The following is an 18,529-nucleotide window of genomic DNA, read 5'->3' as shown; positions in this document are numbered from 1 at the left end:
TGAGGCTCCTATCGTTTTGCCTGCCAAATGCGCTGCTGGTAATCACGAATCGAGCGGTCAGCACTAAACATCCCCACCCGCGCCGTATTGAGCAGCGCCCGGCGAGTCCATTCATCAGCATCCCGATACAACGCATCAATTTTTTTGTGCGCTTCGCTATAAGCGGCGAAATCAGCCAGTACCAGATACGGATCGCCACCTTGCTTCAAGCTATCCAGCAACAAATCAAAAGCATGTTTATCGCCATTGCTGTAGAAACCGCTGGCAAGTTCATCGAGAATCGCTTTTAGATGTTTATCCTGCTTCAAGATATTTTGCGGCTTATAGCCTTTCTTCTGTAGCGCTTTCACCTCATCGACCGTCATGCCAAATATGAAGATATTCTCTTCTCCAACCTGCTCGGCAATTTCAACGTTAGCACCGTCCAGCGTGCCGATGGTCAATGCACCATTGAGTGCCAACTTCATATTGCCGGTGCCGGACGCTTCTTTTCCTGCGGTGGAAATCTGCTCCGACACATCGGCGGCAGGCACCATCATCTCAGCAACCGACACGTTATAGTCTGGAATAAATACGACTTTCAGACGATCGCCGACGATCGGATCGTTATTGATCTTCTCTGCCACCTGATTAATGGCATAGATGATATTTTTCGCCAGATAGTAACCGGGCGCTGCCTTCGCCCCGAATAAGAATACTCGCGGCACGATGTCTAGTTTGGGGTTGGCGCGAATCTGATGATAAAGCGATAGGATATGTAATAGGTTGAGATGCTGGCGTTTGTACTCATGTAGCCGTTTGATTTGCACATCAAAAATGGCGTCAGGATTGAGAGTGATGCCCATCCGCTGTTTGACATAACGGGCTAGCTTGACCTTGTTATCGCGTTTTATCTGCTGATATTGCTGGCAGAATTTTTTATCTTTGACACTGTCTTCCAACTTTTTCAACTCATCAAGATGGGTCACCCAATCCTGGGTTTTCAGCTGTTGGTCAATCAGCGCAGATAACGCAGGATTGCACTGTTTTAACCAACGGCGCGGCGTGATCCCATTAGTGACATTATGGAATTTCTCTGGCCAAAGCTGATGATATTCAGGGAATAAATCATCAACCACCAGCTTGGAATGTAAGGCCGCCACGCCATTGACCGCAAACCCAGCCACCACGCATAGATTCGCCATTCTGACCTGTTTATCGTAATGCACCGCCAGTTTTGCCCAAACCGCTTCATCGCCGGGCCATTGTTTATCAACCAGCTGTTTAAAATTGGCATTAATTTGTTTGATGATGACGAAATGGCGCGGTAACAGCTTGCGGAATAGCTTTTCATCCCAGGTTTCTAGCGCTTCTGGCATCAATGTATGGTTGGTATAGGCAAAAGTACGGCTGGTAATAGACCAGGCATCGTCCCAACTCAGTTGATGCTCATCGAGCAAAATACGCAGCATTTCAGGGATGGCAATGGTGGGATGTGTATCGTTAAGTTGGATGACTTCATAATCGGGTAACTCAGTAATTTTTCGCCCCAAAAAGTGATGCCGGCGCAAAATATCCGCCACCGCGCAGGCGCACTGGAAATATTGCTGCATCAAACGCAGTCGTTTGCCCGCCTGATGATTATCATTGGGATACAGCACTTTGGTCAGCTTAGCGGCCTCTACCCCACGCTTTTCAGCCTGCAAGAATTTCCCATCGTTAAAGGTTTCTAAATCGAAGGGATGGTTATGGGTTGCTTCCCACAGTCTCAACGGTTGAGTAATACCATTACGATATCCCAGCACCGGCAGATCCCAAGCCTCACCGCGGATCTTCAGCTCAGGTTGCCAATCAACAACGCCCCCTTTGCGATACGTCAGCTTGCCGCCGATACCCACATTCACCGCCAGCGCACTATTATGGCGGAACCAAGGGTAGCGATTACGCTGCCAATCATCCGGTGCTTCATGTTGTTTGCCTTCAACAAAATGCTGACGGAACAACCCATATTGGTAATTAAGACCATGCCCAATCGCCGGCTGACTGGCACAAGCCATGGCATCGAGATAGCAGGCGGCCAATCGCCCAAGTCCGCCATTACCCAGCGCAGGATCGACTTCTTCTTCTAGCAAGTCGCTTAAATTGATCTCAAAATCAGTCAGGACGCGGGCAACATCATCAAACCAACCTAAATTGATCAAATTATTACCGGTCAATCTTCCCAGTAAAAACTCCATCGACAGATAATTAACGTGACGTTCAATGGTATGAGATGGGCTACTGACAGGGGCTTTATCATGCAAGGCTGGCAGTTGCTCGGCGACAGCAGCACTTACCGCATGCCACCATTGATGGCGAGTCATATCCTCAGCACGTGTTAAACCAAAAGCCTGCCAATGGCGTTTAAGCGCCGCTAAAAAAATATCCTGATCAAAACTTGGCGGGGTTAACGCAGGCAGCGTAGCAGTCGTTACAGTCGGAATCGTCATAAGGCAATCTCTTTCCTTTTAGTTGGGCAAGTTATTGCTATCTGCTTGATGCAAGCAGCCGAGGCCACATCAAAATAGCAACGTACCGGACGTCAGGTGGTGATAGCGCAAAATCGTTCTGTTTCTTATTCATGCTAAAACGCCATGCTAAATACAAAGGCGCCGATTTTTTTGTCTGTCCTTTTAGGTATAACTCTTATCGTGCAAAAAATCGCCCTAGCGGCACGGACGAAAAATGCGCAAGCCGCCACACTTTTTCTACGCGAAGTGACAGAGGAATTCGCTACAATAGCGGCGGATATTTTTCTTTGGCACTTACCGTTGCCAGTACGACTTCCTTTTTCATTGAGGTATCGCAGTATGGAACAGTTTGAAACGCTCAGCGTCGAGCAGGCACATTCTCGTCTAAAGCAAGGCTCAGCGGTGATGGTTGATATTCGCGATCCGCAAAGTTTCCAGCAGGCTCATGCGCCAGGTGCTTTTCACCTTAGCAACGAAAGCATGGCCGCTTTTATGCAACAGGCTGATACCAATACACCTGTCATGGTGATGTGTTATCACGGCATCAGTAGCCGTAGCGCGGCACAGTATCTTCTGACTCAAGGATTTGATGCGGTTTACAGTATTGATGGTGGCTTTGAAGCTTGGTCAAACACCTTCCCACAAGATATCGACGCTTAACACAGCAAGACATTACGGCACGCAGCTTTCAAAAACGATCGAGTGGCAGGTGATGTTTCTGCCTCTTGATCTCTCCCTGCTATATAACCAACAGTTTTAATCTCGTGTTTAAATATTATTAAGCAGATTCAGCTACCCTTGAAAAGTATTGATATAATTTCTTCCTACTATTTTTTGGATTTAAAGATGAATAAACTTAATAACCCGCGCTCACTCGGGATGCGCACGTTGGCAGTTCATGCAGGCCAGCAACCCGACCCGCAGACGGGTTCAATTACCACGCCGATTACTGCCGCCTCTGCTTTTGCCTACGATGATTTTGACAGCGGTGCCAAGCGGTTTAGCGGTGAAGAACCAGGCTATATATACAGCCGCTTTGCCAATCCAACGGTATCGGTATTTGAAAAGAAAATTGCGGCATTGGAAGGTGGAGAAGCTTCTGTAGCCTGCGCCAGCGGCATGGCGGCGATTAGCGCCATTTTGTTTGCTCTGCTCGTCCCCGGCGATGAGATCATCCATATCGGTACCTTATATGGCGGCACCGAAGGGGTGATTCGTAATCTGTTACCACGTTACGGCATCAAGCCGGTGCATGTCGCCAGCACCGCCGATTTAGCCGGCGCGCTAACCGACAAAACCAAGATGGTGTTTGTCGAAACGCCAGCTAATCCGGGATTAGATATTGCCGATTTACGCGAGATCGCCCGTATCTCCAAACAAGCCGGGGTAATCAGCGTCGCCGATAACACTTTCGCGACGCCGTATCTGACCCGCCCGCTTGAGCTAGGCATTGATATTGTGCTGCATTCTGCCACTAAATATATCGGTGGTCATGGTGATGCGACCGGCGGTGTAGTGGTCGCCAGCCAGGCGTTAATCACGCCAATTCGCACCTTGAGTTTGAAACAGTTCGGCGGCTGTTTAAGCCCATTTGAAGCCAACCTGCTGATCCGCGGATTAAAAACCATGCCGCTGCGCGTCGAGGCTAGTTGCGTCAGCGCAATGCATATTGCAGAGATGCTTAACGCACATCCGGCGGTAGATAAGGTGTTTTACCCGGGGCTGAGTTCGCATCCTGGACATGATATTGCTAAACAACAAATGCGTTTGTTCGGCGGCATTATGGCTATTGAACTGCGCGGCGGACGTGCGGCAGCGCGCACCTTCCTCGATAAACTCACGCTGATTACCCAAGCGGTATCAGTAGGTGATACTGATTCTCTGGCTTGTCATCCGGCTTCCACCACGCATAGCGCGGTACCAGAAGCGGTGCGCCTTGAGAGTGGAATTACCGAAGGATTAGTGCGCATCAGTATTGGTATTGAAGACGCTGAAGACCTGATAATTGACTTGCAGCAAGCGCTGGAAGGGCTGTAATTGTCGTGATATAGCCTGACATCTCGGCATTTTATCTCTCCGCTGGATTATGCAGCGGAGAGACTCCTCGCAGTTATCCCTCCCCGATCCCCTTAATTAAAAAAGTGATATTGCTCATAGGTTAGCAAGACAACATGCAGACAAATGACAATTCAGCCTTATGATTGCGTGTTTGTCCTCTTGGTGAAAATTTATCTGGCTTACAGCCAGCGCCGCTGACGTTATAATCAGTAGCGCCTCACCGCCAGAGACAAGTTCTCTGCTGCTAATGAGCTAATAAATCAACCAATTATGGGATCTGCAAAATACTATGGTGCGAATTATCAGCCTGCCTAATCCACGCCTGGCACTGGCGTTTGTCGATTATATGGCAACCTTGGGGATCGTTTTGCAGGTACGCAAGCAAGATCAAGAAGTACAAATTTTGTTAGAAGATGAGTCCAAACTGCCTGAGGTTGAAAAGCAGTTAGCACTCTTTCTCGAAAACCCAACGCATGAGCGCTATCTGGCTGCCAGTTGGCACACCGGTAGTACCAATGCCAACTTAAGCTACCAGCGCTATTCCTACGCACAACGTATTCTTAGTCAGGCTGGGCCGTTAACGCTTGGTGTGATGGTCTTGTGTATTGCGGTCTATCTTCTGCAACAAATTTATGGCGATCAAAGCATCATGGAATGGTTGGGATGGCCGGCGGATGATGCCCAACATATGCAGCTCTGGCGTTGGTTTACCCCAGCTTTGTTGCACTTTAGTCCGCTGCATATCCTGTTTAACCTGCTGTGGTGGTGGTATCTCGGCGGACCGGTAGAGAAACGCCTGGGCAGCGGCAAGCTGTTTACCATTGCCATCGTCTCAGCATTAGTGAGCAACTGGGGACAGGCTATTTTCAGCGGTATTTATTTTGGTGGCTTATCTGGCGTAGTCTACGCATTAATGGGTTATGTCTGGCTGACCGGCGAATTAAAACCAGAGCGCCAGCTCTCTTTACCACGCGGCTTAATGGTATTTTCCATCGTTTGGCTAGTGTTGGGTTACTTCGATGTATTCGGTTTAGCTATTGCCAACGCCGCCCACGTATTTGGCCTTATTTTGGGGCTGCTGATGGCATTTGTAGATTTACGCATCATACGTCACAAACAGAACTAGGGGATTGGGGTGAAACAGACACAACGCCATGACGCAATCATTGAGCTGGTACGCCAGCAGAGTTACGTCAGCACGGAAGAATTGGTTGAGCATTTTGCTGTGAGCCCGCAAACCATTCGCCGCGACCTTAATGACCTGGCAGAACAGAATAAAATCCATCGTCATCATGGCGGCGCGGCGCTGCCATCAAGTTCGGTGAATGCCGCCTATACCGACCGAAAAATTATGTGGTCGGAAGAGAAAGCGCGAATTGCTCAGCGCGTCGCTAGCCAAATTCCAGACGGCGCAACGTTGTTTATTGATATCGGCACCACGCCAGAAGCCGTGGCCCACGCGCTACTTAATCATAAGAACCTGCGCGTGGTGACTAACAATCTGAATGTGGCGACGATATTAACCGCTAAAGAAGATTTCAGGCTCATCTTGGCCGGCGGAGAAGTACGTACCCGTGACGGCGGCATAATGGGCGAAGCCACGCTAGATTTCATCTCGCAATTTCGCCTCGACTACGGAATTTTGGGTATCAGCGGCATCGACGGCGACGGTTCACTCTTAGAATTTGATTACCATGAAGTTCGCACCAAACGTGCCATCATTGAGAATTCCCGCTGCGTAATGTTAGTGACAGACCACTCTAAATTTGGCCGCAACGCGATGGTAAACCTAGGCAATATGAGCCTGATTAACTACCTCTTTACCGATGCTAAGCCACCCGAAAGCGTGCTGGCACAGATGGAAAAATACGACGTGCAGCTTGAGCTTTGTTAATTCAGGTCAAGTTTTGCTAATTCAGCACGGGCGCAGCAATGACGCCCGTGATTTTCTCTAATCCCCTCCCTTCCTCCTCGACGCACTAAAACGCGCAATAACGAAAAACTTCAACATTTAACGCCAAAACATCAGCAAATTTTGGCTGATTGTTACAACAACCCCTCCAATAATGTTACCTGCATCACGCGGAAATGTTTTTATTTGGTTAAAGCTTGGCTTGGCTACTAGATATCGACTACAATCATGAGCGAAAACGAACATAAAAGAGCTATAACGAACATCTGGAGGAAGATGACGTGGAAACCAAAGACTTGATCGTAATCGGTGGTGGTATCAATGGTACCGGCATCGCGACCGATGCGGCTGGCCGCGGGCTGTCCGTTCTGCTGATTGAAGCGCAAGATTTGGCCTGCGCAACTTCATCAGCTAGTTCCAAATTAATCCATGGTGGCCTGCGCTATCTGGAGCATTACGAATTCCGTTTGGTCAGCGAAGCGCTGGCGGAGCGTGAAGTTTTACTTAAACTGGCACCGCATATCGCCTTCCCAATGCGTTTTCGTTTGCCACATCAGCCGCACCTGCGTCCAGCCTGGATGATCCGTATTGGCCTGTTCCTTTACGATCACTTGGGCAAACGTACCAGCCTGCCATCAAGCAAAGGGCTGAAGTTTGGTCAGGAATCGGTACTGAAATCTGAAATTTCCCGTGGATTTGAATATTCAGACTGCTGGGTCGATGACGCACGTCTGGTTGTCGTCAACGCACAAGAAGTAGTGGAACGCGGTGGCGAAGTTCGTACGCGTACACGTGTCAATCGCGCATGGCGTGAAGATGGCCTGTGGATAGTTGAAGCCGAAGAGATTGATACCGGTAAAATCCATACCTTCCGTGCAAAAGGCTTGGTTAACGCGACTGGTCCTTGGGTTAAGCATTTCTTCGACGATGGCCTGCAGTTAAAATCACCTTATGGCATTCGTTTGATCAAAGGCAGCCATATTGTGGTGCCACGCGTGCACGACCAGCCACAATCCTACATTCTGCAAAACGAAGATAACCGTATTGTCTTCGTGATCCCGTGGATGGATGAATTCTCTATTATCGGTACTACCGATGTGGAATATCACGGCGATCCGAAAGAGGTCAAAATTGACCAAAATGAGATCACCTACCTGCTGAAAGTGTATAACGATCACTTCAAAAAGCAGCTGACGCAAAGTGATATCGTTTGGACCTATTCTGGCGTTCGCCCATTGTGTGATGATGAATCAGATTCCGCACAGGCCGTCACCCGCGATTATACGCTGGACGTGCATGACCAAAACGGCAAGGCGCCGCTGCTGTCGATCTTTGGCGGCAAGCTGACGACTTATCGTAAGTTGGCTGAACACGCGCTAGAAAAATTAGCCAAATATTACCCAGAAGCAGGCCCGGCGTGGACTAAAAACGCGGTATTGCCAGGTGGTAAACTGGGTGGTAGCCGTGAAACTTACGCGGCAAACCTACGCAGCCGTTTCAAATGGTTGCCTGAGTCGCTAGCACGTCGTTACTCAAAAACCTACGGTAGCCAGAGTGAATTAATTCTCGGCAATGCCACCAGCTTAGAAGCCTTGGGCGAAAACTTCGGTCATGATTTCTATGAAGCCGAGCTGCGTTACTTGGTTGAAAAAGAGTGGGTCGTTGAGCTTGATGACGCCATCTGGCGCCGCACCAAGCTGGGCATGTGGTTAGATGCCAGTCAGCAACAGCGTGTTGCAGATTGGCTGGCAGCACAGCAGGCTAAGCAGGCTGCAACAGCACTATAATCATTGGCTAATTGCGGTATATGAAAAAGCACAGCTTCGCGCTGTGCTTTTTTATTTAAAATGATGATGGTGCCCATGCTGGTGCTGCGCAGGTTCGGTCGCTTATCAATAGAGAGTCATATATCAGCGTAGCCGAACGCGCCCGGCAAGGGTTTTAAGGCGAAAACCCTTGCATCCCGCGCCTTACGCTTAGCTTGTCGGGTCGCCTCGCGACTGCCCGCGTTTACTGCTTCGGCCGGTCGGGTCGGCTGAGACGGGCGTCCTGCCCGGCTCAGCCTAAAGCAGACTTCCCTGTCTGCTTTCCCCTGGCCTCATTCGTTCACTTGGCCGACAAGATGCACTATTGAAGGTCAACGGAAAAATCAAAACCCAGCCTCTCACATTGGCATGAGTTAGAGTTTTGTTGGCTCTATATTCCAGATTTTCTCCGCATATTCACCGATGGTTCTGTCTGATGAAAAATATCCCATGTTGGCGATATTCAGCAGGGTACGGCGTGTCCATTCGTCGGGAGTTTTATACAGCAGGTCTACTTGATCTTGCGTATCAACATAGCTGCGATAATCAGCCAGAACCTGATAATGGTCGCCAAAGTTAACCAGACTATCGAACAAGTTTGAGTAACGCTTCGGCTCGTCCGGGCTAAACAAACCGGTAGCAATCTGGGTCAGGACGCGATGTAGCTCTTCATCTTTTTCGTAATACTCACGCGGGTTGTAGCCGTTGTTACGCAACGCTTCAACCTGCGGGGTCGTGTTACCGAAGATAAAGATATTCTCTGCACCGACGTGCTCTTGCATCTCAACATTAGCGCCGTCTAATGTACCGATCGTCAGCGCACCATTGAGGGCAAATTTCATATTACTGGTACCGGACGCTTCTGTTCCCGCCAGTGAAATCTGTTCGGAGAGATCCGCTGCCGGAATAATTAGCTGTGCCAGGCTGACGCTATAGTTAGGGATGAAAACAACTTTCAGTTTGTTATGGGCCCGCGGATCGTTATTGATTACATCCGCTACATCGTTGATTAAGCGAATAATTTGTTTGGCGGCATAGTACGCCGAAGCAGCTTTACCGGCGAAGATCACCGTGCGAGGCTGAAAATCATTGTCGGCATCGTCGATAATGCGGTTATAGCAAGTGATCACGTGCAGCACGTTGAGCAGTTGGCGTTTGTATTCGTGAATGCGTTTGATCTGCACATCAAACAAGCTATGCGGGTCGACCACAACATTGAGTTTCTGCGCAATAAACACGGCCAGGCGCTTTTTATTCTCGAACTTGGCTTTTTGTAACGCCTGCAAGAAACTCGGATAATCAATATCCTTTTTCAACTCGCTCAGCTGGCTAAGATCGGTGCGCCAGCGCTGGCCAATAGCATCATCCAACACCGCAGATAGCGGTTTATTGGCCAGAGCCAGCCAGCGGCGCGGCGTTACACCATTAGTCATATTGCAGAATTTGTCAGAGAAGATCCGCGCAAAATCGGCAAACAACGATTGCACCATCAACTCCGAATGCAGCGCCGATACGCCGTTAACTTTATGGCTGACAATCACTGCCAACCAAGCCATACGAACTCTGCGGCCCTGATCTTCGTCAATAATGGAAACGCGAGTCAGCAGGTTGCTGTCATCAGGGAACTGCTGCTGCACCTGCTTGAGAAAATGATCGTTAATTTCAAAGATAATTTGCAGATGTCGTGGCAGGATTTTACCAATCATATCAACCGGCCAGGTTTCTAATGCTTCGGTCATCAACGTATGGTTGGTATAAGAAAACACCTTACTCACCACATCCCAGGCTTTTCCCCACGGGAATTTATGTTCATCAATCAACAAGCGCATCAATTCCGGGATTGATAACACCGGATGGGTATCATTAAGGTGAATAGCGATTTTATCTTCAATATTTTCATAAGTTTTATGCATCGCATAATGTCGACTCAAGATATCCTGCACCGTGGCCGACACCAGAAAATACTCTTGGCGTAAACGCAGCTCTCGCCCCGAAGACGTCGAGTCATCGGGATACAACACCCGCGACACGTTTTCCGATAAATTTTTGTCCTCTACCGCAGCAAAATAATCGCCTTGGTTGAATTTGCCGAGGTTAATTTCATTACTGGCCTGCGCACTCCATAACCGCAACGTATTGGTCGCATCGGTATCAAAACCGGGGATCACTTGATCGTATGCACAAGCGATGATCTCTTCGGTTTCCAACCAGCGTGTTTTGCTACCTTCTTGCTGTACACGCCCGCCAAAACGAACTTTATAACGCGTCTCGAAACGCTGAAACTCCCAAGGGTAGCCATATTCCAGCCAATAATCGGGGGACTCAGCCTGTTGGCCATCAACGATTTTTTGCGCAAACATGCCATATTCATAGCGAATGCCGTAACCGCGCCCTGGTAAAGCTAGAGTGGCCAAAGAGTCCAGGAAACATGCGGCCAATCGCCCCAAACCACCGTTCCCCAAACCTGGGTCGTTCTCTTCATCGATCAGGTCTTCAAGATCAAGCCCCATCTCATCTAGCGCTTGCTTGATGTCATCATAAATACCCATCGATAACAGTGCGTTAGATAACGTTCGTCCAATCAAAAACTCCATAGAAAGGTAATAAACCTGACGAACATCTTGCGAGTGCTGCGCCCTGTTCGAGCGCAGCCAGCGTTCGACCATACGGTCGCGTACGGCATAAAGTGTGGCATTAAGCCAGTCATGCTGAGTGGCAATAGAAGGATCTTTACCTATCGTAAACATCAACTTATAAGCAATTGAATGTTTCAGCGCTTCAACGCTGACCGTCGGTGAGGTGTAATTGAACGGTGAAGTCATAGCAGTTACATTCCAATATAGTGTAGATGATCGACAAAGTAGCGAAGGCGGGGCAATAATGCCCCCCGACGAGTCTTACTCCACTAAGCGTTGATATAACGCCAGATAGGCTTCGGCGGATACCTGCCAGCCAAAATCGACGCTCATCGCGTGGTACTGAACGTGCCGCCAATGTTTAGGTCGGCTCCATAGGACAAAAGCGCGGCGAATCGCATTGGTTAGCGATTTCCCCGTACATTCTTCAAAGACAAAACCGGTCGCGGTACCGTCCGAAAGATTTTCCAGCGCACAATCCACCACCGTATCGGCTAAACCACCGGTGCGCCGCACCAGTGGTAAGGTGCCGTATTTCAGGCCATATAGCTGTGTCAAACCGCAGGGCTCAAAACGGCTAGGCAGCATAATCACATCGGCCCCGGCGATGATCCGGTGCGAAAAGGATTCGTGATAGCCAATTTGCACGCCCACCTGCCCAGGATGCTCAGCAGCAGCAGCCAAAAATGCCTGCTGCAAATCACTTTCTCCCGCGCCTAACAGGGCTAGTTGCCCTCCTAGCTCGAGCAGTTTTGGCAACGCGTCGAGTACCAAATCCAAGCCTTTTTGATGACTCAAGCGGCTGACAACGGCAAACACCAGCCGAGAACTGTCAACGTCCAGCCCCATTGCTCGCTGCAAGTAGGCTTTGTTAACCGCCTTGGTACGGAGATCGTCAGCATCGTATTGCGCTGACAGCAGCACGTCAGTTTTCGGTTGCCAGATAGCGTCATCCACACCATTTAGAATGCCGCTTAAGCGTCCTTGTGCTTCTAATTCTTTTAGCAGTGATTCCATGCCATAGCCAAACTCAGGCCTGGTGATTTCTTCGGCATACGTTGGGCTCACCGCCGTCGTGTGGTCAGAATAGAAAAGTCCCGCTTTAAGGAAGGATATTTGGCCGTAAAACTCCAGCCCGTACATGTTGAAAAACGACGCAGGTAATTGCAGCTGCTGCATATGATGAGCCTGGAACAAGCCCTGAAAAGCCAGATTATGTACCGTGAAAACTGTCTTGACCGGATGCCCGCGCGCAGCGATATAAGCCGACGTCAGGCCCGCATGCCAATCATGCGAGTGCACGATATCCGGGCGCCAATACCCATCCAGGCCGCAGGCAAGTTCGCAACCAAACCAGCCCAACAGGCCGAAGCGTAAAACGTTATCGCCGTATGCATTAGCAGATTGATCATGATACGGACTGCCCGGTCGGTCATATAAGCCAGGGACGTCGATAAGATAAATACCAACACCTTGAAAAACGCCATAAAGCAGTGTGGCGGGGCCTGCAAACGTATCCAGCGTCACCACTGCCTGAGCATCAGGAACTCCCTTTTTGATATCGGGAAATGCCGGAATTAAAACACGAACATCTGCGCCCTCTGCAATCTGCGCGGCGGGAAGCGCACCAACAACGTCTGCTAGTCCACCGGTTTTTAACAGGGGGAACAGCTCTGAACAAACGTGTAATACCTGCATTTTCGCTCCTACTAATAAACAGCACCCGCCAATACCGCGGATAAATAAGCAGAGATAACCGAGATACACGCCAAATGACTCCCTTTGGCACACCGCCCCGGGCCTGTTGTTCGAATCAATATTCACTTCAATTGCTAAAGAATGCTTCGCGCCTCAAGGGGCTTTTACTGCGATAGTTTTTCCAGCATGCCGCGTGTAACCAGCACCACACCGCCTTCTGAACGATAAAAACGCCGGCTGTCTTCTTCAGGATCTTCGCCAATCACCGTGCCTTCAGCTAACTGGCAGGCACGATCGATAACACAGCGCTTCAGCCGACAAGCACGGCCAACCTGCACATCGGGTAGCAGAACCGATGAATCGATATCGCAAAATGAGTTAACCCGTACACGCGGAAATAGCACCGAGTTCATCACGCTAGAACCGGAAACAATGCTGCCCCCAGCGACCAGCGAGTTAATGACCACCCCGTGGCTACCGGCGCGGTCTTGGACAAATTTGGCAGGGGGAATAGGCTCGACATAAGTATGAATCGGCCAATCTCGGTCATACATATCCAGCTCCGGCATCACCGAAGCCAAGTCTAGATTGGCTCGCCAATAGGCATCTAAGGTACCTACATCACGCCAGTAAGGCGGTTGATCGGCATTTGAGGTCACGCAAGATAAGCTAAAAGGGTGGGCAAACGCTTTACCCTGTTGGGTTATTTTAGGCAGTAAATCCTTGCCAAAATCATGGCTGGACTGCCCGTCTGCCATATCTTCTTCCAGCAAAGAGAACAGATAAGCCGCATTGAAAACATAGACCCCCATGCTCGCCATTGCCATATCAGGCTGGCCGGGAATAGCTGGAGGGTTTTGCGGCTTTTCCAGAAAATCTGTGATGCGATAATTATCCTCAATCGCCATCACACCAAATTCACTCGCCTCGCTGAGTGGTACCGCCAGACAAGCCACGGTGCACTCACCGCCTTTCTCGACGTGATCAAGCAGCATCCGCGAATAATCCATCTTATAAATATGATCGCCGGCGAGGATCACCACATATTCAGCATCATATCGACGGATAATATCTAAATTCTGATAGACCGCATCGGCGGTGCCTTTGTACCAGTGTTCGTTGCTATAACGCTGCTGTGCCGGAAGCAAATCAACAAATTCATTCATTTCCTCATTAAGAAATGACCAGCCTCGCTGAATATGCTGCACTAAGGTATGTGATTGATATTGTGTAATCACCCCGATGCGGCGTATCCCCGAATTGAGGCAGTTAGATAATGCAAAATCGATAATTCTAAATTTGCCGCCGAAATGTACAGCAGGCTTAGCCCTTGTCGCGGTTAAATCCTTTAATCTGGAGCCCCGTCCCCCTGCCAGAATCAACGCCACAGATTTCAGTGGCAGCTGTCTGCTGCGCATAACCGGCTCTTTTTTTTGTAATGTCATCATAACCGACTCCTTCCTGCTATTACGCCGACTGACTGAGCTCAAAGACGCTCAGCGTTTTTGCCATCGCCCGCCAGAGATTTCCCTCTCTGGCGCTGTTATCTTCATTACAATTGCCTGTCAAAGAGGCTAAAGGTTGCCATTGGCCGACGGGCAGGGTTATCTCGGCCTCCGCAAGTGAAGCATTGATAACAAGCAACCAACGTTGGGAAAGGACAATCTGTAGGTACTGTTGCGGCCCTTGTTGCCACTGTTCAGCGCTCAATGCCCGGCCTTGGCTATCCAGCCATTGCACATCTTCTTCTTGCGGCTGCCACCATTGATTAGCGGTTAATGCCGGTATCCGTTGGCGTAGTGCGATAAGTGCGGCAACATACTCAATGAGTTCCTCGTCAGCCTGTTGCCAATTAAGCCAACTGAGTTCGTTATCCTGACAATAGGCATTGTTATTCCCTTGCTGGCTGTGGCCAAACTCATCCCCCGCTAGCAGCATCGGCGTACCTTGCGAGAGGAGCAGTGTCGCCAGCAGTGCACGTTGACTCAGCCGACGCTGTTGCATCACGCTCTCACTCGCCACCAGCCCTTCTTCACCGTGATTTTGACTGAAATTATTATCGTGCCCATCGCGATTCTCTTCGCCATTGGCCTGATTGTGTTTCTGATTAAAACTGAGCAAATCACGTAGCGTAAAACCATCGTGAGCAGTCAGCATGTTGATGGAGGAAGACGGTGCTCTATCTGAAGCTTTGAAAAGATCTGCCGAGGCGGCAAAGCGGGTAGCAAACTGGCCCAGCGAGAGCGAGCCATGCAACCAGAAGCGGCGCATATCGTCACGCCAGACATCGCTCCATTCAGCAAAAGGCGCGGGGAAATTCCCAAGCTGATAACCCCCTGGGCCAATATCCCAAGGCTCAGCGATCAGCTTGCAATTTGAGAGTGTTTTATCGGCGCGTATCGCCTTAAACAGCGGTGAATCTGCCCGAAACGACGGGGTTCGCCCCAAGATCGTCCCCAAATCGAAGCGGAAGCCATCAACATGGAATTCATCGACCCAATGGCGTAACGCGGCAAGCACCCATTCCACCTGTGGCTCATCAACGAGCCGCATTGCATTACCGCAGCCGGTCAAATTATTATCGCTGCCATCCTCGTTGAGCCAATAATACGTTGGGTTATCCAAGCCGCGCAGACTGATAGTTGGCCCATTCACATCCAGTTCAGCACTGTGGTTGAATACCACATCAAGGATCACCTCAATACCCGCCTGATGCAGCGTGCGGATTGCGGTTTTAAACTCTTGAGCGGCAGATAATCCGTTCTGACCGCTGGCATAATCTGGCTCCAGCGCCCAAGGGGCTAAGACGTTATAACCCCAATAATTGCGCAAGCCGAGACGTTGCAAGCGCAGCTCATCGGCGTGCAACTGCACCGGCAGCAGCTCTAAAGCAGTAATACCTAGCCGTTTTAAATGCGCCAATATTGCTGGATGCCCTAACGCAGCGTAGGTACCACGCAGTTCAGCAGGAATATCAGGATGACATTGGGTAAGTCCACGGACGTGCGCTTCATAAATGACCGTGTTGCCCCACTCAATCGCAGGCGGGCGATCATCTTGCCAATCAAAAACTTCAGCAACCACCACGGATTTAGGGGCAATAGCGGCACTATCTTGCCCATCAGCTTGATCGATGCCGCCGCATAAACGTTGATCGTCCGGCAATTTGCCCTCTAGCGCACGGGCGCTGGGATCAATCAACAATTTTTGGGGATTAAAACGTAAACCTCGCGCGGGATCGAATGGCCCGTAAGCGCGAAAACCATAGCGCTGCCCTATTTTTCCTTCTGGCAGATAGCCATGCCAGATATCGCCACTGCGCCCAGGCAACGGCAAGCGTTGTTCTTGCCCCTGCTCATCAAACAGACAAAGCTCTATTTTTTCCGCATGGGCAGAATAAAGGCAGAAATTGACGCCTTTTCCATCGAAATTAACACCAAAAGGCGTAGGTTTCCCCGTTTTAAGAGACGGAGCTTTTTCTATCGACGCTTTTACTGAGGAGGCTTTTTTTGAGGCCGCTTTATCCTTTGAGACCGTTTTGAATGTGCTCATTCGGCCTCCCTGCGCAGATAAATTGTCGCCAGCGGCGGCAAGGTTAACGACAGGGAATGTTCGCGCTGGTGATAATGATGAGGCTGGCTGTCTACACCACCAAGATTGCCAACGTTACTGCCGCAATAAAATTCGGCGTCAGTATTGAGTATCTCGCGATAATGCCCCGCCTGATTGACACCAATTCGGTAATCGTAGCGGATCACCGGCGTGAAATTGCTGACCACCAACAGCTCGTTACCTTGCTCATCGCGGCGGATAAAGGCAAAGACGGAGTTTTCATTATCATCAACCACCAACCACTCGAACCCCTGCGGCTCGAAATCTAGCGCATATAACGGCCGGTTTTGCTGATAGCAAAAGTTGAGATCACGTACCACTGATTGCACACCGTGATGCCAACCGTGTTTATCATCCAGCAGATGCCAATCCAGACTCGCGTCGAAATTCCATTCACGGCCTTGAGCAAACTCCCCGCCCATAAACAGCAGTTTTTTACCAGGATGCGCCCACATAAAACCGTAATACGCGCGTAAATTAGCAAACTTCTGCCACGTATCTCCCGGCATGCGATCCAGTAATGAGCCTTTGCCATGTACCACTTCATCGTGGGACAACGGCAAGATGAAATTCTCGCTGTAGGCGTAAAGTACGCCAAACGTCATGAGATTGTGGTGGTGTTTGCGGTGAACAGGATCAAGTTGCATATAATCGAGCGTGTCATGCATCCATCCCATGTTCCATTTGTAGTGAAAACCTAATCCGTTGGATTCTGGCGGCAGAGTAACACCAGGATAATCGGTCGATTCTTCGGCCAACGTCACCGCCCCATCCAGCTCCCGGCCGATGGTTTGATTGGTATAACGCAGGAAATCTATCGCTTCGAGATTCTCACGCCCGCCAAACTGATTAGGAACCCATTCTCCTTCTTTACGGCTGTAATCGCGGTAAATCATTGAGGCCACAGCATCAACGCGTAGCCCATCAATGCCATAACGTTCAATCCAATAAAAACCATTGCCCGCCAGATAATTACGGACTTCACGACGACCATAGTTATAAATCAGCGTGTTCCAGTCCTGATGAAAACCTTCGCGCGGATCGGCATATTCATACAATGCAGTGCCATCAAAATGTACCAACCCGTGAGCGTCACTAGGAAAATGACCTGGAACCCAATCGAGGATGACATTTAGCCCCGCATGATGCGCGGCCTGCACAAAGGCCTTAAAAGCCTCGGGCGAGCCGTAACGCCGAGTCGGGGCATACATCCCGAGCGGCTGATATCCCCAGCTACCATCGAAAGGATGTTCATTAATCGGCATCAGCTCAATATGGGTAAAGCCCATCCATTTGGCATAAGAAACTAATTGCTCGGCCAGTTCGTCATAGCTCAACCACGAATTATCGTCGGTATGGCGACGCCAGGACCCCAAATGCACTTCATAAACCGAAACCGGTGCATTAAGCGCATTCGCCTGTTTACGTTCGGCAGAATGCGGGACTTTATGCGGCAAGGGGCTGACTAATGACGCCGTATCCGGGCGCATTTGCGCTTCAAACGCATAAGGGTCAGCGCGCAGGCTGGTATTACCGTGACAATCAAGCACCTCGTATTTATAAAGCTGCCCAGTGCTTACCGCCGGGATAAATAGCTCCCAAATACCATTTTCGCGCCGTAGCCGCATCGGATGCCGCCGACCATCCCAGAAGTTGAACTCCCCCACGACAGACACACGCTGCGCGTTGGGTGCCCAAACCGAGAACGTTACGCCGTCGATTTCATCAAGCCTGGCAGGATGAGCACCCAGCTTTTCATAGGGTCGAATATGCGTCCCTTCCGCTAATAGCCAGCTATCAATATCTTGTAGTAATGTGCCGAAACGATAAGGATCGTTAATGATATGGTGAGTCTCACCCCAGTGGACTTCGAGTTGATAACGAAAGCATTTTTTACGGCGAGGGATAAGGCCGTTAAAAAAACCGCGCGCATCATATTGCTGTAGCTCAACAATCCGCTTACCTTTCTCGCTGTCGATAAGCCAGACTTTATCTGCATCAGGTAATAATGCGCGCACTTCTAATCCAGCAGTAACATGATGCATGCCCAATAATGAAAACGGGTCAGCATAGTGTCCTGAGATGAGTTGATTAATGACATTCTGATCCAATAGCTCCGGCATGGCGTTACATCCTTTGATCATTAAATCAATAAATTCTATAAAATCACATAACCATTATTTAACATTTACCTTAGTGTGCCACTTCTTCCCATAAGCCATTCAACCCGTGATCGAGATCACTTTTTAATCAAATGGTGCTTTTTTGCACAATAAGTTATGTTTTTTTATTGCTTTCGTTTATTGCTTTTCGCCATTG

11 protein-coding genes are annotated in these 18,529 nt (G+C 49.6%); 5 read left to right on the top strand and 6 right to left on the bottom strand.

The annotated features are described in order from the left end of the window. Nucleotides 1–8 precede the first annotated feature (8 nt). Nucleotides 9–2,468 carry a maltodextrin phosphorylase gene (gene malP, locus ACL9RG_RS04960; RefSeq protein WP_422791483.1) on the bottom strand — a complete coding sequence of 820 codons (2,460 nt, stop codon included), beginning with the start codon at nt 2,466–2,468 and terminating at the stop codon, nt 9–11. A 360-nt stretch (nt 2,469–2,828) separates the two neighbouring features. On the opposite strand from malP, the gene glpE reads away from it, so the two are divergent. The 5 genes from glpE (at nt 2,829) to glpD (ending at nt 8,246) form a co-directional block, all read left to right on the top strand. Next, nucleotides 2,829–3,149, top strand: a complete 321-nt coding sequence (gene glpE / locus ACL9RG_RS04955) for a thiosulfate sulfurtransferase GlpE (RefSeq protein ID WP_422791482.1) — start codon at nt 2,829–2,831, stop codon at nt 3,147–3,149. 186 nt (nt 3,150–3,335) lie between these two features. Next, on the top strand, nt 3,336–4,526 hold the full coding sequence (locus ACL9RG_RS04950; protein WP_422791481.1) for a trans-sulfuration enzyme family protein: 1,191 nt from the start codon (nt 3,336–3,338) through the stop codon (nt 4,524–4,526). A gap of 310 nt (nt 4,527–4,836) precedes the next feature. Beyond that, nucleotides 4,837–5,673 (top strand): rhomboid family intramembrane serine protease GlpG, encoded by an 837-nt coding sequence (gene glpG, locus ACL9RG_RS04945; RefSeq protein WP_422791480.1) that lies wholly within the window; start codon nt 4,837–4,839, stop codon nt 5,671–5,673. A gap of 9 nt (nt 5,674–5,682) precedes the next feature. Continuing rightward, on the top strand, nt 5,683–6,441 hold the full coding sequence (locus ACL9RG_RS04940) for a DeoR/GlpR family transcriptional regulator (protein WP_422791479.1): 759 nt from the start codon (nt 5,683–5,685) through the stop codon (nt 6,439–6,441). 299 nt (nt 6,442–6,740) lie between these two features. After that, entirely contained in the window at nt 6,741–8,246 is a 1,506-nt protein-coding gene (gene glpD / locus ACL9RG_RS04935) for a glycerol-3-phosphate dehydrogenase (RefSeq protein WP_422791478.1), read from the top strand. Nucleotides 8,247–8,638: 392 nt separating this feature from the next. Here the strand turns inward: glpD and glgP are convergent, their stop codons facing one another. The 5 genes from glgP to glgB all read right to left on the bottom strand — a co-directional run bounded on the left by glgP (nt 8,639) and on the right by glgB (nt 18,333). Then, on the bottom strand, nt 8,639–11,086 hold the full coding sequence (gene glgP / locus ACL9RG_RS04930) for a glycogen phosphorylase (protein WP_422791477.1): 2,448 nt from the start codon (nt 11,084–11,086) through the stop codon (nt 8,639–8,641). Between the two features lie 75 nt (nt 11,087–11,161). Continuing rightward, on the bottom strand, nt 11,162–12,598 hold the full coding sequence (gene glgA / locus ACL9RG_RS04925; RefSeq protein ID WP_422791476.1) for a glycogen synthase GlgA: 1,437 nt from the start codon (nt 12,596–12,598) through the stop codon (nt 11,162–11,164). A 164-nt stretch (nt 12,599–12,762) separates the two neighbouring features. Further along, nucleotides 12,763–14,046, bottom strand: a complete 1,284-nt coding sequence (glgC, locus tag ACL9RG_RS04920) for a glucose-1-phosphate adenylyltransferase (RefSeq protein WP_422791475.1) — start codon at nt 14,044–14,046, stop codon at nt 12,763–12,765. A gap of 19 nt (nt 14,047–14,065) precedes the next feature. Next, nucleotides 14,066–16,150, bottom strand: a complete 2,085-nt coding sequence (glgX, locus tag ACL9RG_RS04915; RefSeq protein WP_422791474.1) for a glycogen debranching protein GlgX — start codon at nt 16,148–16,150, stop codon at nt 14,066–14,068. Then, on the bottom strand, nt 16,147–18,333 hold the full coding sequence (gene glgB, locus ACL9RG_RS04910; RefSeq protein WP_422791473.1) for a 1,4-alpha-glucan branching protein GlgB: 2,187 nt from the start codon (nt 18,331–18,333) through the stop codon (nt 16,147–16,149). The genes glgX and glgB overlap by 4 nt, the downstream gene beginning before the upstream one ends. Between the last annotated feature and the right edge of the window lie 196 nt (nt 18,334–18,529).

Origin of the sequence: Rouxiella sp. Mn2063, from assembly GCF_049319665.1 — a bacterium.
Lineage (GTDB): Bacteria > Pseudomonadota > Gammaproteobacteria > Enterobacterales > Enterobacteriaceae > JBMOUD01.
Note: the sequence above shows the minus strand (reverse complement) of the source record. Positions and strands in the feature narration are given on the sequence as shown.